Raw genomic sequence first — 15,282 nt, 5'->3', positions numbered from 1 at the left:
CCGTGCAGACGGGGGTGACCATTTCCACCGTGTGCCGAAACCTCTGGCGGCTCTGTGGCCCGGGACGTCACCCCGGCTCTGACGGCGGTCCGGCTGCCCCTGATACAGGTGGGGCACAGGCGATTTCGCTGGCACTGGGCGGGGACAGCGGCACTCTGGGTCGGGGTGCTGGCGACCGGAATCATCCGCCGGATCGGCGTCGTTCAGATGATGAAGTGGGTCCAGTAGGCGAGCCAGACGACGAACAGGACGCCCTGGAGCAGCGCGAGCGCGGCGGTCAACCAGACGTCGACCTTGGGCCGCCGCGCCCAGGAGGCCAGCACGAGGGCCACCGGGAATACGGCGAGCAGGTAGCGCAGCAGGCTCTTGTAGACGGGTGGGCCCATCGACAGCGGCACCAGCACCATCATCACCCCATACACCAGGTAGGGCAGGCCCAGGTGGCGGGCGCCGGTGACGAGGACGGCCAGGACCACGACGGCGATCCAGACCCGTACGGCGTCCCGCGGCGCTGTCCCGGTCACACCGTGCCAGAGCACGCCGAACGGGTTCTGCACGCGGATGTTCCAGCCCTCCTCCTGGGCATGCTTGTAGGCGAACCAGTCCCCACTCTGCCACCGGCAGAACGCCATGAAGGTGAGCCAGCCGGCAGGCAGCAGCAGCAGGGGCCATCCGGTACGCAGGTACCCCCGCAGGGCGCGTGGGCCCAGCCGGTAGCCGCCCTGCCCGAGCAGTAGCAAGGCCAGCGGGAGGACCACGAAGAACCCGGCCGACCTGCTCAGCGCGAGGAAGAAGCCGACCACGCCGACCAACGGCCACCGCCGCTTCTCCGCGTAGTAGAAGGTCGCCAGTGCCAGGCAGAGGAAGAGCGACTCCGTGAGCGCCGCGTGGAACAGGAAGGCGGTGGGCAGCAGCACCAGGTACCGCACGAACCGCCTCGACGCCCGGTCACCGCCACCGTCGGTGGCGCTACCGCCGGCAGCGCCGGTGGTAGCGCCCGTCAGCAGGCGCTCGCCGAGCTGGTGGGCGTAGTAGAGCACGCCGACGAAGGCCGCGTTGGCGACGACCAGCAGCGCCAGCGTGGTATCGCCGCCCAGCAGCGGGGCCAGCGGCCGGGCGAGGAACGGGTACAGCAGGGGGAAGCCGAAGTCCCGCCACGGCTGGTCGAGCGGCATCCGGGCAAGGTGGTCGTAGAGGAATGAGTCCCAGGCGAACCAGAGCGACAGCCACCGGTGCGGCGAGACCTCCCGCTGCTGCTGGCGCATCAGCACATCGTCCGGCGGCGGCGCCCAGGGAATCTCGTCGAAGGCGGCGAGCGTGAGCACTCCGACCAGACTGAGGGCGACCTTGGTGCCGACGAAGACCGCGAGCACGTACGGCCAGGGCGCGGGCACCCGAGCAAGCAGCCGGCCCACCCCGCCCGTCCCGACCATCCGTCCCCCACCGTCCCGCACGAATCGGCGCCGCGTACCCGGTACGGAGCCGACCACACCCTGCTCCTGGCGTGTGTCATGGCCGACGTAGCGGGTAAGCGGCCAGCCGTCCGACCGATCGGGTGAGGGAGGCGGCGGGGCGTGGGCGACGAGCACGGCACCGTAGTGATCGGTGCGGGTCCCGCGGGCCTGACCGCGGCGTACGAACTGCTCCATCGAGGCGCTCCGGTGCGGGTGTTCGAGGCCGACGAGGTAGTCGGCGGCATCAGCCGGACCGTGGAGCGGGACGGGTGGCGCTTCGACATCGGCGGGCACCGGTTCTTCACGAAGGTGTCCCGGGTCGAGAACTTCTGGCACGAGATCCTGCCCGACGAGGACTTCCTGCTCCGCCCCCGGATGAGCCGGATCCACTACCGGGGAGCGCTCTACGACTACCCGCTGAATGCCGGCAACGCGCTGCGCAACCTGGGGCTCTGGGAGGCTGCCCGATGCATGGGCTCGTACGCGCGGGCGCGGCTGCGGCCACCGAGGGACCAGTCACACTTCGAGGGATGGGTCTCGGCCCGGTTCGGCTGGCGGCTGTACTCGATCTTCTTCAAGACCTACACGGAGAAGGTATGGGGCATGCCGGCCGACCGACTGCGGGCGGACTGGGCGGCCCAGCGGATCAAGAACCTGTCACTGGCCAAGGCGATCCGCAACGCGGTACTACCGAAACGTAACCGCAAGGACGTCACCAGCCTGATCGAGGAATTCCAGTACCCGAAGCTGGGACCCGGGATGATGTGGGAACGCTGCGCCGAGGAGGTACGACGACGCGGCGGCGCGGTGCAGACCGGCACCTCGGTGACCGCCGTCCACCGCGACCCGCAGCGGCGTCGCGCGGTCGCGGTCACCGTCGACGGCGCCGCCGGGCGGCGCACCGAGCCGGCCGCCCACATCGTCTCTTCGATGCCCATCTCCGAACTGGTGGCCGCTCTGCGTCCAGCCCCGCCGCCGGAGGTCCGGGCCGCAGCCCAGGACCTGCGCTACCGGGACTTCCTCACCGTGGCGCTGGTCGTGCCGTCGGAGTTCTCGTTCCCCGACAATTGGATCTACGTGCACGACCCGGGCGTGAAGGTGGGCCGCATCCAGAACTTCGGCTCCTGGTCGTCGTATCTGGTGAAGGACGGCCGCACCTGCCTCGGCCTCGAGTACTTCGTGTCGGTGGACGACGAGACCTGGCGGACACCCGACGCCGACCTGATCGTCGCCGCGACCACGGAGTTGGAGAAGCTGGGGCTGACCCGCCCCGGGGTCGTCGAGGCCGGCTACGTCGTGCGGATGCCGAAGGCGTACCCGGTTTACGACGAACGCTACGAACGCAACGTCGACGTGATCCGGCAGTGGCTGGCACGGGAGGTGCCGAACGTGCACCCGGTCGGACGCAACGGTATGCACCGCTACAACAACCAGGACCACTCGATGCTGACGGCGATGCTCACCGCCGAGAACATCGCCCAGGGCGCCGGCCACGACGTCTGGTCGGTCAACGTGGAGCAGGACTACCACGAGGAGCCGGCCAAAGGCGACGGGCGCCGCAGCACCGGCCGCGAGGCACCGCTGACACCAGCCCCACCGCTGCCCGCGACCACCGTGGCAGCCGCCATCCACGGCGACGGCCAATCAAGCCGGCCGCCATGACGGCGATCGCGCCCAGGCCTCGGGAGGTGACCGGCTCGATCATCCGGCCCGTCGCCGAGCGCACCGGACGTGAGCAGGCCGACCTGGCCCGCATCCCACGGCGCCGCCGGCGGGCGCCACGATCCCCGCCGCGTCCGCGCCGCCCGCTCTACCAGGCAATCGACCGGGCCGGCAACACCTCGAAGCAGCGCTCGCTGTGGCTGCGGGTAGACCACACCGGGCCGACAGTCGAGGTCGAGGACATCACCGACGGCACCTCGTACGGCGACTCGGGCACGCTGACTCCGAACTGGACGGTCAGTAACTCCACCTCCGGCGCGGCCGGCACCAACAATGTCGCCCTGCTCGACGGAAACCAGATCCGACGCGACAAAACGATCAAACTGGCCGACCTGCCACTAGGCGAGCACACCTTGACGATCACCGCCAAGTACCAAGCCGGCAACGTCACCACAAAAACGGTCAAGTTCACCACCACCACGTCGCTGACCGACCTGCATACGCTCGTCAACGGCTACGCAGCCACCAGGACAATCTCGGCCACCCAAGGCAGACCAACTCAGCGCCAGCCTCAACCAGGCCGCGGCCGCCCTGAGCGCCGGCGACAAGGCCACCGCGATGACCGCTCTGAACACCTTCCTCAACCACGCCAACACCCTCAACGCCCCCGGACCACAGGCACTACTGGTCCGCGACGGGCAAGCCCTGATCACCTCAATCCGAACCTGACCCCCGAAACGGCGTAGCGGGGGCAGATTGGGCGGCACCCAATCCGCCCCGCGGCCCATCACATACCTGGCGGGCGTCGCGATCGGGCCGGACGAGCGGCAGCACCAACTGGATGAGTTGACCAACGCCGTCCGTCACTACGTAGCACGGGGGCCGTTCTCGCCGGACGACAATCTCACATGCCGGACACCACCTGGCCAGAAGACGGCACACCCGCCAGGCTCGTCCCGGGATCCGTTTGACACCCCGGTTTTGATGTCTTCTATATCTGTTTCAACACGTCAGCAACGATTCACTCGCATTCGTCTTCCTGATCCCCACCTGACACCTCTCGGGCGCCTTTTCCTCATCGCTCACCACGACGGTCTTCAGCCAACGCAGCATGAGGCGGTTTGGAGCCCTCCACCGCCGGGCGACTCCGAAGGGCTAAACCCTTCATCATCCGTGCAGCACCACTTCGGAAACTCGACCTACGGCGGATTCAACTGGTCGTCGCAACACCTTGATCACGGAGGTTTGCGATGGGGCGTGGCAGGAAGCAGGTGCCTGTGCCGGCTGGTGCGCGTCGGCAGTCCCGGGTTCGACGTAATTCGGCAGGGCTGGAGGTCCTGCGTGGCGGAACACGCTGGCCAGCGGGCCGCGAGGGGCAGGGATAGCCAGGAACGCCTAGAGACGCGATTGTCTGGGCTGGCCTGTTCTGGCCTGGGTGTATCTCGTATGCTCTAGAGCCGTGTACGTGAAGACGACGAAGCGGGAGAACAAGTCCGGCACGGTCCGGTACCTGCACCTGGCCCACAACGAGTGGGACCCGGCCAAGGGCCGGGCGGTGCCCAAGGTGCTGTTCACCTTCGGCCGCGAGGACCAGCTCGACCGCGACGCGGTCAAGCGCCTGGTCGCGTCTCTATCGAAGCTGTTGGAGCCTGGTGACGCGCTCGTGGCCACCGCCGCATCCGACCTGGAGTTCGTTTCCTCGGTGCCGATCGGCGGCACCCACGTGCTCGACCACCTGTGGCGCAGACTGAAGATCGACCAGATCGTGGCCCGGGTCGGACAGCCCAAGCGCGGCCGGCCCCGAGACATGACCACCACCGAACGGGTGCTGTTCGCCCTGGTCGCCAACCGTGCCCTGGCGCCGTCGTCGAAGCTCGCCGCCGCCGACTGGATCACCAACGACGTGCACATCGACGGACTGCCCGAGATCGGCGAGCAGCCCTGCTACCGGGCGATGGACTGGCTGCACGAGGTCACCGACGACCTGGAGAAGCAGGTCTTCGACTCCGTCGCCACCCTTCTGAACCTCGAAGTGGACCTGCTGTTCTTCGACACCACCAGCACCTACTTCGAGCTGGCCGAGCCCGACGATCCCGTCGCCCGCGACGACGCCGGCCGTCCGCTCCACCACAGCGAGGCAGGCGGCGACACGAACCACAGCGGGTTCCGCGCCTACGGCAAGTCCAAGGACTCCCGCGACGACCTGCCGCAGATCGTCATCGGCATGGCCGTCACCCGCGACGGCATCCCGGTGCGCTGCTGGTGCTGGCCGGGCAACGCCTCCGACTCCACGGTGATCCGGCAGGTCAAGGACGAGATGCGGGACTGGACCCTGGCGAAGATCGTGTGGGTGACCGACCGCGGCTTCTCCTGCGCGGCCAACCGCCGCTATCTGCGGCAGGGCGACCACGCCTACATCATCGGCGAGAAGCTCCGCTCCGGATCATCCGAGGTCACGGCCGCCCTGTCCCGGCAGGGCCGCTACACCGAGATCGCCGAGAACATGCGCGTCAAGGAAGTACGGATCAGCGACACCGACCGGTTCGTGATCTGCCACAACCCCGAAGCCGCGCAACGCGACAAGCACATGCGCGAGCAACTCGTCGCCCACCTGCAAGAACTGATCGCCGACACGGACACCCTCAGCGAGTTCAAGCGCGGCGAGGTACGCGGGAAGATCGCCGGCAAACCCGGACTGAACCGCTACCTGCGCGCCACCCCCGCCGGCAAGCTCCGCCTCGACCAGGCCAGGATCAAGACGGAGGAGAACCTCGACGGCAAATACCTCCTGCGCTGCTCGGACCCCCACCTCAGCGCCGAGGACATCGCCCTGGGCTACAAGCAACTCCTGGAAGTCGAACGCGGCTGGCGCGACATGAAACAGATCATCGACCTCCGGCCGGTCTACCACCGGCTCGAAGAACGCATCCGCGCCCACGTCGTCCTGTGCTGGCTCGCCCTCCTGCTCATCCGCATCATCGAGACCCGCACCGACACGACCTGGCCCCGGACCCGCCGTGAACTCCAACGCCTGCACGTCGGAACGTTCACCGGCCCCACCGGCACGTTCCAGCAGGTCACCAGCCTGACCAAGCCCCAGCGCGACCTGCTCGCCAAGCTCGGCATCCCCCACCCCAAGCAGGTCCTCGACCTTCAGCCCACACCCCGCTGACCAGCCGAAACGCCACCGCCTAGAGAAACGCCCTACAGGCGGTCCCACCCATGTCCACCCAGGTCAAACCCAAGATTCGGCTCTCCAGATCACCGAATTACGTCGAACCCGGGGCAGTGGGCGGCGGATCGGGCATTGCGACCGCCGATGCGTTCACCGGGACGGCCGGAGCCGTCTCGTGCGGTGCAGCGTGTTTTCTGGCGGTGGATCGCGTCGGGTGTGACGACGGTGGAGGCCGCGGAGGCTGTGGGTGTGTCGTGGCCGGTCGGGTCCCGGTGGTTCCGTCACGCTGGCGGCATGCCGCCGATCAGTCTGGACGAGCCCACGGGCCGTTACCTGTCATTTGCCGAGCGGGAGGAGGTCGCGCTGCTGCGTGCCCAGGGGGTCGGCGTGCGCGAGATCGGCCGCAGGATCGGACGCGACCCGGGAACGGTTTCTCGCGAGCTGCGCCGTAACGCGGCGACCAGGGGCGGTAAGCAGGTCTACCGGGCTCTGGTGGCGCAGTGGAAGGCGCAGCAGGCCGGCAAGCGCCCGAAGACCGCGAAGCTCGTGGGCAACGACAGGTTGCGTGATTACGTGCAGGACCGGCTCGCCGGCGGTGTCCGCCGACCCGACGGCACGATCGTCACCGGGCCTGAGACGCCGGCGTGGAAGGGGCTGAACAAGCCGCATCGGCAGGACCGCCGCTGGGCGACGGCGTGGAGCCCGGAGCAGATCTCGCACCGGCTGCGTGTCGACTTCCCCGATGATGAGTCCATGCGCATCAGCCACGAGGCGATCTACCAGTCACTGTTCATTCAGGGGCGTGGCGCGCTCAAGCGTGAACTGGTCGCGTGTCTGCGCGCCGGCCGGGCGCTGCGGGAGCCTCGGGCGCGGTCACAGAACAAGCCGCGAGGGCATGTCACTGCCGATGTCGTCCTGTCCGAGCGCCCCGCCGAAGCCGCGGACCGCGCGGTCCCCGGGCACTGGGAATCTCAATGTTCTTGTCAAGCGGCCTGAGCTGTCGCGGGTGGTGTCGCGGTCCAGGTTCGGTTCTCGCGCAGCAGCGCCCATAGGACGTCGATTCGGCGACGGGCTAGGGCGATGACGGCCTGGCTGTGGGTGGCTCCGCGGTCGCGCTTCTTGAGGTAGTAGTCGCGGTTGGGACCGGCGCGCATCATGCTGGTCTGCGCAGAGAGGTAGAAGACGTGTCGCAGCGGGCGGCTGTAGCGCAGCGGCCGATGCAGGTTGCCGGTGCGGCGTCCAGAGTCGTTCGGGACCGGCACGAGCCCGGCTGCGGCGGCAAGATGGCCGGCGCTGGGGAAGGCACGCAGGTCGCCGGTGCCGACCAGCAGCGAAGCGCCGAGGAACGGGCCAAAGCCGGGCATGGATTGAATGACTGCTGCCTGCGGATGTTCGGCGAAGGTCTGCTCGATCTGGGCATCGAGAGCCTTCAGCCGTTCGTCGAGGGCAAGGATGGCCCCGGCCAGCTCCGCGATGATACTCGCGGTCAGCTCTTGACCGGGCAGCACGACAGACTGCGTCCTCGCCGCAGTGATCGCCCGGGCGGCCACATCGGACGAGCCGCGCACACTACGACTCCGTAGCCAGCCGGTCAGGCGTGTCTGGCCGATGCGCCGGATCCGGTCAGGGCTCGCGTAACCGGTAAGCAGCACCAGCGCTCCCTTGTGCGACGAATAGTCGAAGGCCCGCTCCAGGCTGGGAAACACGCTGGTCATCAGGTCCCGCAGCCGGTTGATCATCCGCACTCGATCGGCGATCAGATCCGCCCTGTGCCCGGTCAACACCGCGAGGTTGCGGACCAGGTCGGTTTGGGCGTCGATGACAGCCAAGTCCCGGCGCAGCCGGGAAGTCTCGGCGATCACGTAGGCGTCCTTGGCGTCGGTCTTGCCCTCGCCGGCATACGCCGCGCTCATCGCCGCGACCACCCGGCCCGAGGCGTAACACACCGACTGGCCGGCGCGAGCCAGCAGCGCAAGCAGCAGCGCCGACGGTGCACCGATGATGTCGACCGCCCAGGTCAACCGTGACGCCAGGGCGCCAGCGGTGGAGACGAGCGCGACGATCTCAGCCTCGTCGTTATTGATCTTTGCCGACAGCAGCCTCTTGCCGTCTCCGTCCACGACACACACCCAGTGGTGGGCCTTGCCGACATCAATACCGACCCAGGCTCTGTCTCGTTGTCCCTCCACGCGCGTCTCCGTCCGTCGATCTCCGGATACCGTCAGCGGCCCGTGGAACACCCCGCTGACGCTTCCGTAACCAGCGACCGAGCGCAGATCTCAATCAGCAGCCGGGGCGCCCCGAAGAGCCGGGCGGACATTCCCAGTAAGCGACCAGAGCGCAAGGCGATCTCAGCCACACCCGACCCTCCTGGGCCATCGACAGTCTTACGGAAGGGGACCTGATCATCGGGACGGGCCGCTCCGCGATCGGCACGCTCGTCGAGCGCGCCAGCCGCTGCACGCTCCTGGTGCATCTGCCTCGGCTGGAGGGCTGGGGCGAGAAACCACCGGTGAAGAACGGTCCCTCGCTCGGCGGCTACGGCGCCGTCGCGATGAACACCGCCTTGACGGTGTCGATGACAAAGTTGCCCGAGCAGCTGCGCAAGACCCTCACCTGGGACCGCGGGAAGGAACTCTCCGCTCATGCGCAGTTCGCCCTCGATACCGGCACGAGGTGTTCTTCGCCGATCCGCACTCGCCCTGGCAACGCCCGACGAACGAGAACACGAACGGACTGCTGCGCCAGTACTTCCCGAAGGGCACCGACCTGTCCCGGTGGTCCGCCCAGGACCTCGAAGCCGTCGCCCTGGCGGTCAACAACCGGCCCCGCAAGATCCTCGGCTGGAAGACCCCGGCCGAGGTCTTCGACGAGCAGCTACGCTCACTACAACAACCCGGTGTTGCAACGACCGGTTGAACTCGCCTACCGAACCTCCTCCATGTTCAGGACACACCAAACGATCGATGTATGGGCGGGCCAGCTTCGATCTCCTTCGCCGCCGAACCCTGCTCAGCGCCTGACCATCTGGACCACAAGATCATCGCCAGAACCGAACTTCATGATCGCCGACAGCCGGAGTGCGTATTCGTCTGGCGCGGGTTCGCCTCCGTTCACCTGCAGTGCTTACGGATCGTTGCCATCCGCGATAGCCCGGTTCTGCCAATAGACGAGGTTGTGGCGGGTGGCCGGGGTGTCGGGGTGGTCGGGGCCGAGGATCCGCAACTGGTCGGTGAGTAGCTGCTCGTAGGCGGCGGCGGCGCCGGCCGCATCACCGGCCTGCCCCCACCAGCGGGCGAGGTCGTGGCGGGTAGTCAGGGTGCCAGGGTGGTCGGGGCCGAGGATCCGCAGGCGGTCGGTCAGTAACTGCTCGTAGGCGGCGACAGCGCCGACCGCATCACCGGCCTGCCCCCACCAGTCCGCGAGGTCGTGGCGGGTGGCCAGGGTGCCAGGGTGGTCAGGGCCGAGGTGCTGGCACGCGGTGGCGTGCAGGTCGTGGAAGTACTCCGCAGCGGCGGTGACGAGGCCGGTGCTGCCGAGACTGTAGCCGGCTTGGAACAGGACGGGGTGGCCGCCGTCGTCCTGGTTCCACAGCAGGGTGCCGGTGGTGGTGTGCAGGCTGGTCGTGTTGGCGCGCAGGTGCTGGGTGTGGGTGGCGTCGCGTTCGGTGGTCGGCCACAGTTCGATCAGGGCGTCAGCGGCGGCGACGGCGAGAGGACGTTGGTGCTTGTCGGGGGTGGCTTCCCGGGTCACGCGCTGGACTAGGGCATGGACGCGCAGGGCGACGTCGGTCGAGGTGGCGATGCTTCGGGTGGTGTTGGCCAGGCTGAGCCGGTGCAGGGTGCGGACCGCGTGGTGGGTGTCGTCGGCGTCGACCGGCTCGCCGAGACGATCCTCGCAGTATTCGGTGACGGCTTGGGTGGCGAACAGGTCGAGCGGGATGCCGTTGGGGTCGAGCAGGGCGGCGATCTGCAGCAGGATCCGGGCGAGGCCGTCGGTGGCGGCGTCGGCCAGGTCGACCGACAGCGCCCACGTGTCGGCCACCGGTGTCGCCTGATCGTCGGGGAGCAGGTGCGGGGACAGTGCGGCGAGCCGACGTTGGGCCAGCTGTTTGCGGTATCCGGCGCAGGTCAGGTCCTGGTCAAGGATGTAGGTGGCGGCCTGCGCCAACGCCAGCGGCAGATACCCCAGATCAGCGGCCAGTTGGTCGGCCTGGTCCAGCCTGTCCGTGTCACCGTCGAGTTTCCCGTCCAGGTAGGCCGCCGCCTCGCCTGGGGTGAACAGGTCCACGTCGATCAGCGTGCGCCCGTGTAGGAGCGCGGCGTCCCGGCGTCGGGTAGTGACCACCGTACGGCCGGTGGTCGTCGTCGGTGGCCACAGGCTTCGCAGGTCGGCGGGGTCGGCGAGATCGTCCAGGACGATCAGCCACCGCCGGTCGGTGCTGGCCAGCCACGCCAACAGCCGTGCAGCGCCCCGGTCGGGGTCGTCGTCCTCGACACCGGTGACGTCGGCCGCCGTCTGGGCGTAGCTGGTCAGCACATTGGAGCGTGAGGCCGCAGTGACCCACATCAGCAGGTCGACCTGGCGAGCCCGCCACAACTGGTCGGCGAGGTTCGCCGCAAGCTGGGTCTTGCCAACCCCACCGAGCCCGGCCACGACCTGACACACCACCACCGTCCCACCAGAGCCCGCCGCCGCGAGCGCCTCGTCAGCCGGGCGGCTCTGGCAGCGGTCCGCGAGCGCCGGTACCACTCCGACTCGGCGCGGCCAGGACACCTGGCGGCCGTAGAAGTGGTTGTGCTGGGTATTGCCGTCACCGATCTGTAGCCCTCGGGCGTGCGAGGCGTCGACCGTGTCTCCGGTCTTGTCGCGCCAGTGGGCGAAGTTGTGGCGGGTGTTCAGGGTGTGGGGGTGGTCGGGGCCGAGTACCCGCAGGTCGCCGACGGGGCTTGACCCCTGATCCTGGACACGGGGTTTATGCGGCGGTGGCCAGCGTAGCCGGTGCTGGCCGGGTGGCCTTTTCGTAGGTGATCGGGGATTGCTGTCCGAGACGGGAGTGGCGTCGGACGGTGTTGTAGCGGTGCAGCCAGCGGAACGCAGTGAGTCGGGCTTGACGTTCGTCGGTGAAGGCGCGGCGGCCCTGGAGGGTTTCGCGTTTGAGGGTGGCGTTGAACGACTCCGCGGCGGCGTTGTCGGCGGAGCTGCCGACCGCGCTCATCGATTGCCGGACCCCGGCTGTGGTGCAGGCCTCGGCGAAGGCCCGGGACGTGTATTGGGCTCCGTGGTCGGTGTGCATGATCGCCCCGGCGAGGCTGCCCCGCGTTTGTCGGGCGGCGTGCAGTGCGTCGATGACCAGGTCGGTGCGCATGTGGTCGGCGATCGCCCAGCCCGCCAGCCGGCGGGAGTGCAGGTCGATGACGGTGGCCAGGTAGAGGAACCCGCGCTCGCCGACCGGCAGGTACGTGATGTCGCCGACGTAGCGCCGGTTCGGTGCGGGGGCGGTGAAGTCCCGGCCGATCAGGTCCGGGGCCTTCGCCGCGGCCGGGTCCGGCACCGTCGTACGCAGGCGGCGACGCAGCCGCAGCCCCCGCACGCCGAAGCGGCGCATCACCCGGGCGACCCGCTTACGGTTGACCCGCATCCCGGCGTCGCGGAGTTCGGCGGCGATCCGTGGTGCCCCGTAGGTGCCGTCGTGAGCCGCGTGCACCGCCCGGATCCGGTCCGCCAGAGCGGCATCCGCGGCCTGCCGTGCGGCCCTGCCAGCGGCGGCGGACCGCCAGTGGTAGTAGCTGGACCGGGGCACCCCGAGGATCTGACACAACCGCTTCACGCCATGGCGCTGCTGGTGGTCGGCGACGAACTGGAAGCGGTTCACCAGCGCGTCTCCCCCGCGAAATACCGGGCCGCCTTCCGCAGAATGTCGCGTTCCTCCTCCAACTCCCGGACCCACCGACGCAACGCGGCGTTCTCGTCCTCGACCGAACCAGCCTCCCGCGACTCCGCCGCCGGCCCGGTCGCGCCGTCCCGCCGTTGATCATCGGCACGGACCCAGCTACGCAACGTCTCCCGATTGACCCCGAGATCGTCAGCGACCTGCGCGATCGTCGTCCCCGGTCGAGACCGGTACAGCGCCACCGCGTCGGCCTTGAACTGCGCGGGATAGTGCTTCATCACCATCTGTCAGGAACTCCTGATCTCCCCGGACCATCACGATCCAAGGTTCAAGTGTCCAAGATCAGGGGCAACACCCTGGGTCGATCGCCGCCGGTCTACCCACAGTCACCTACCGGCCGCTGCCCGGCCACGGCAGAGCGAACGGCGGCAGCACTACGCAAGACTGGACTCACCACGTACGTCGAATCGGAACAGCACCTCGAACCCGCCTTGACGGCGCTCCTCGCCGACGGTGCCCCCACCCCCGAATGCGCGGACGCCCGCTACCGACATGACCGCAGTGGTCGCGGAGGCCATCCTCGCCCCGTCCGGTAGACGTGCGGCACCCCGGAAACAGTGACCGATCCGAACTCCCGAACCGCAACTGGTCGATCAATTCAGGCACATTACGCAACGCGACCAGTCGGTCGGCCCGCTTGTCACCGGTGGGCTCCGACCCGCCGGCCCGCCAGGCGGGGACCACGCCGACCTGGTCGATCCAGTTATCGATGACGTTGACCGGGACTGGGCGCTGCTACGGGTGGACGCGGTCCAGGAAGTCCCGCATCAGCGCCAGCACCTCGGCTAGGCGTCGGAGCGCTCGCGTGGGTCCCGTCCGTCCGGCCGTCGATGCGCTCCTGAGGAGCCTCGGCTGGTCCGCCGAGAAAATCTGGTCTCCGGCGCCTAGACATTGGCGGTCGGGTTGGGTAGTGTTGCTTGCGTTGACGACGGAGATCGGTAAAAGACGCCGACGAAACAGGCCGAGCGTCAAGCAGGCCCGGGACACTTCGTGGCCCGCTCGGTAACTGCGGTGGAAGCACATCACCGCACGCAGCAAGGTAAGGCAAGTGCAGGTCAAGACCTTGACGTAACTCCAGGTCAGGGCAACCGCAGGCAGGGCCGATGCAGGTTCGGGGCTCCACCTGATGCAGGGAAGATCCGCTGTACGTGTGCGGAGCCGTGAAGTTGCGTGGGGCTCCGACATCGGCGGGCAGTACCACAGTAATGGAAGAAGAGGAAAGGGAGGGCTGGACGCCGTTGGATCGCCCGCCGTCAGGACGTAGTTGCAGTTCTGCGGTGGACACCGTAGTCCCATCGAACGTGAGGTGGTGGTCTCCGGTCACGCTTATGCGATCCTCACCCCGCCTGCCGCTGATAGCGGCATGGTGCGGAAACGAGAACCCGACGAACCTGTCGGTAGATGGTGTATTCAACCCGTAACCCTGGGCCCCGGCGCGTGGTGCGCCGGGGCCCTCGTCATGGAGAGGTATGTATGGCCCAACCCGACGACATGCTCAACGACGACAACTACCCCGCCTACACCATGGGCCGCGCCGCCGAGATCGTGGGCGCCTCGCAGGACTTCCTGCGCCGCCTCGACGAGGCGAAACTGATCATCCCGTTCCGCTCCACCGGCGGACACCGCCGCTACTCCCGCTACCAACTGCGCCTGGCCGCACGAGCCCGGGAGATGGTCGACCACGGCACCGCCCTCGAAGCCGCCTGCCGGATCATCATCCTCGAAGACCAACTCGAAGAAGCCCTCCAGCACAACCGGAACCTCCAGCGCCGCCAGCAATCCGGCGCCGCCTGACCCACGCCGCACGGTCCTTCTCCACCCTTGAGAGGGACCGTTTGTCGTACCCGAATCCCCCGCGGCCAGCAAGAAGGCGCTTCTTGACAGCCCAGCAAGGCGAGCGCGCAACGCGCTGACACAGCACCCCTGCGACCAGCACGCCGGACGCCACCGGGGCCGATGAGCTGGCAGCGGGGATTCCTGGCGCAGGGCTGATGCCGTGACAGGGACCGCGCACATGGGGCGCAGGCGGGACTGGCATCTGTGCTAGGCTTCTCCCAGTTGCAGTTTTGATTTCCTTAGACGTTTTCGGCGCCTGATGGGGTTATCTGAACCCATCCAGGCGCTTTTTTCGTTTGTCGTGTCGGTTCCGGCGCGGGCGATCAACGCGGCGGCGTAAGGGTCCGCGCAGTGCGGCCTCTAACAGCTTGCGAAGGAGCAGACATGGCTACAGGTACCGTGAAGTGGTTCAACGGCGACAAGGGCTTCGGTTTCATCACCCAGGACGGCGGCGGCGCCGACGTCTTCGCCCACTTCTCCGCGATCTCGGCGAGCGGCTTCCGCAGCCTCGATGAGAACCAGCGGGTGGAGTTCGACATCACCCAGGGCCAGAAGGGCCTGCAGGCGGAGAACATCCGCTCGCTCTGATCCGCAACTTCGCGAACGGCGGCCCGACTGGTTCAGCGGGCCGCCGTTCGGCGTTCCCCCGCCTCCAAGGTCTTCGGCCGGAAGTACCACTCGCAGGTCCACGCGAGCACGTCATACGACACGCCGCACAACTCCGCCACCGCGGACAAACCCATGTTCGTGGCCTCCGCGATGATCACATACAGCAGGTTGCGCTCGAGCTCCGCCGGCCGACTCACCTTCCCGCCGGCGTGCAGCAGCCACTCGGTGCCCGGCCCGCCGACGAACCCGACGGCGGCGAGCACCGCAGGGGCGAACGGGCGCAGGCACGACATCGACGCATCCAGCATGCTCAACTGACCGTGGTCGCAGGGCAGCCGCTCACGCCGCGCGCATCCGCTCCATCCCGATGCTGGTGCGCAGCATGCTGCCCATCTGCTCGTCACCGATCCCGGGATCGAGCACGATGGTCAGGATCTCGTCCAGCAGCGCCTGCCGATTCTCCCCGCCCTTCGCCCGCTCGGCCAGGACCTCGGCGACCTTCCGCTTCACATCGGGAGGCATCGTTCTGAGCGTTACTGATGGTCCCGCTTGGGCGTGGATTTCGGTCCCAGGTCCCGTCTGCCCATTTCTTT

General features: G+C 68.2%; 9 protein-coding genes and 3 pseudogenes. 7 read left to right on the top strand and 5 right to left on the bottom strand.

Annotated features, from left to right (window positions below):
* Window positions 1-203: 203 nt before the first annotated feature.
* On the bottom strand, window positions 204-1,433 hold the full coding sequence (locus tag QCD66_RS11515; RefSeq protein ID WP_375735566.1) for a hypothetical protein: 1,230 nt from the start codon (window positions 1,431-1,433) through the stop codon (window positions 204-206).
* A 141-nt stretch (window positions 1,434-1,574) separates the two neighbouring features.
* Between QCD66_RS11515 and QCD66_RS11510 the strand changes: the two genes are divergently transcribed.
* The 4 genes and pseudogenes from QCD66_RS11510 to QCD66_RS11495 all read left to right on the top strand — a co-directional run.
* On the top strand, window positions 1,575-3,116 hold the full coding sequence (locus QCD66_RS11510) for an NAD(P)/FAD-dependent oxidoreductase (RefSeq protein ID WP_375735565.1): 1,542 nt from the start codon (window positions 1,575-1,577) through the stop codon (window positions 3,114-3,116).
* Between the two features lie 498 nt (window positions 3,117-3,614).
* Complete coding sequence (locus QCD66_RS11505; protein WP_375735570.1) at window positions 3,615-3,845, top strand: FIMAH domain-containing protein; 231 nt, start codon at window positions 3,615-3,617, stop codon at window positions 3,843-3,845.
* Window positions 3,846-4,581: 736 nt separating this feature from the next.
* Window positions 4,582-6,288 (top strand): IS1634 family transposase, encoded by a 1,707-nt coding sequence (locus tag QCD66_RS11500; RefSeq protein ID WP_375735564.1) that lies wholly within the window; start codon window positions 4,582-4,584, stop codon window positions 6,286-6,288.
* A 297-nt stretch (window positions 6,289-6,585) separates the two neighbouring features.
* Window positions 6,586-7,260, top strand: a pseudogene (locus tag QCD66_RS11495) (transposase); the annotation flags it as partial.
* 14 nt (window positions 7,261-7,274) lie between these two features.
* Here the strand turns inward: QCD66_RS11495 and QCD66_RS11490 are convergent.
* Window positions 7,275-8,480, bottom strand: a complete 1,206-nt coding sequence (locus QCD66_RS11490; protein ID WP_375735563.1) for an IS110 family transposase — start codon at window positions 8,478-8,480, stop codon at window positions 7,275-7,277.
* Window positions 8,481-8,680: 200 nt separating this feature from the next.
* On the opposite strand from QCD66_RS11490, the pseudogene QCD66_RS11485 reads away from it, so the two are divergent.
* Window positions 8,681-9,210: pseudogene (locus QCD66_RS11485) on the top strand (IS30 family transposase); the annotation flags it as partial.
* A 207-nt stretch (window positions 9,211-9,417) separates the two neighbouring features.
* Here the strand turns inward: QCD66_RS11485 and QCD66_RS11480 are convergent.
* A complete protein-coding gene (locus QCD66_RS11480) occupies window positions 9,418-10,947 on the bottom strand; it encodes a tetratricopeptide repeat protein (protein ID WP_375735562.1) in 1,530 nt (509 codons plus the stop codon).
* A 319-nt stretch (window positions 10,948-11,266) separates the two neighbouring features.
* Window positions 11,267-12,468, bottom strand: a protein-coding gene (locus tag QCD66_RS11475) for an IS3 family transposase (protein ID WP_375735561.1) whose coding sequence is annotated in 2 segments (ribosomal slippage) — window positions 11,267-12,177 and window positions 12,177-12,468 — 1,203 coding nt in all. Because the reading frame shifts where the segments join, the coding sequence is not laid out codon by codon here.
* A 1,249-nt stretch (window positions 12,469-13,717) separates the two neighbouring features.
* On the opposite strand from QCD66_RS11475, the gene QCD66_RS11470 reads away from it, so the two are divergent.
* A complete protein-coding gene (locus QCD66_RS11470) occupies window positions 13,718-14,038 on the top strand; it encodes a MerR family transcriptional regulator (RefSeq protein ID WP_364223362.1) in 321 nt (106 codons plus the stop codon).
* Window positions 14,039-14,464: 426 nt separating this feature from the next.
* Complete coding sequence (locus QCD66_RS11465) at window positions 14,465-14,668, top strand: cold-shock protein (RefSeq protein WP_088981566.1); 204 nt, start codon at window positions 14,465-14,467, stop codon at window positions 14,666-14,668.
* A 59-nt stretch (window positions 14,669-14,727) separates the two neighbouring features.
* On the opposite strand, the pseudogene QCD66_RS11460 reads toward QCD66_RS11465, so the two are convergent.
* A pseudogene (locus tag QCD66_RS11460) lies at window positions 14,728-15,196 on the bottom strand (Tn3 family transposase); the annotation flags it as partial.
* Window positions 15,197-15,282 lie beyond the last annotated feature (86 nt).

This window comes from Polymorphospora sp. A560, from assembly GCF_045781765.1.
Lineage (GTDB): Bacteria > Actinomycetota > Actinomycetes > Mycobacteriales > Micromonosporaceae > Polymorphospora > Polymorphospora lycopeni.
This window is presented reverse-complemented; position numbering and strand designations above follow the sequence as displayed.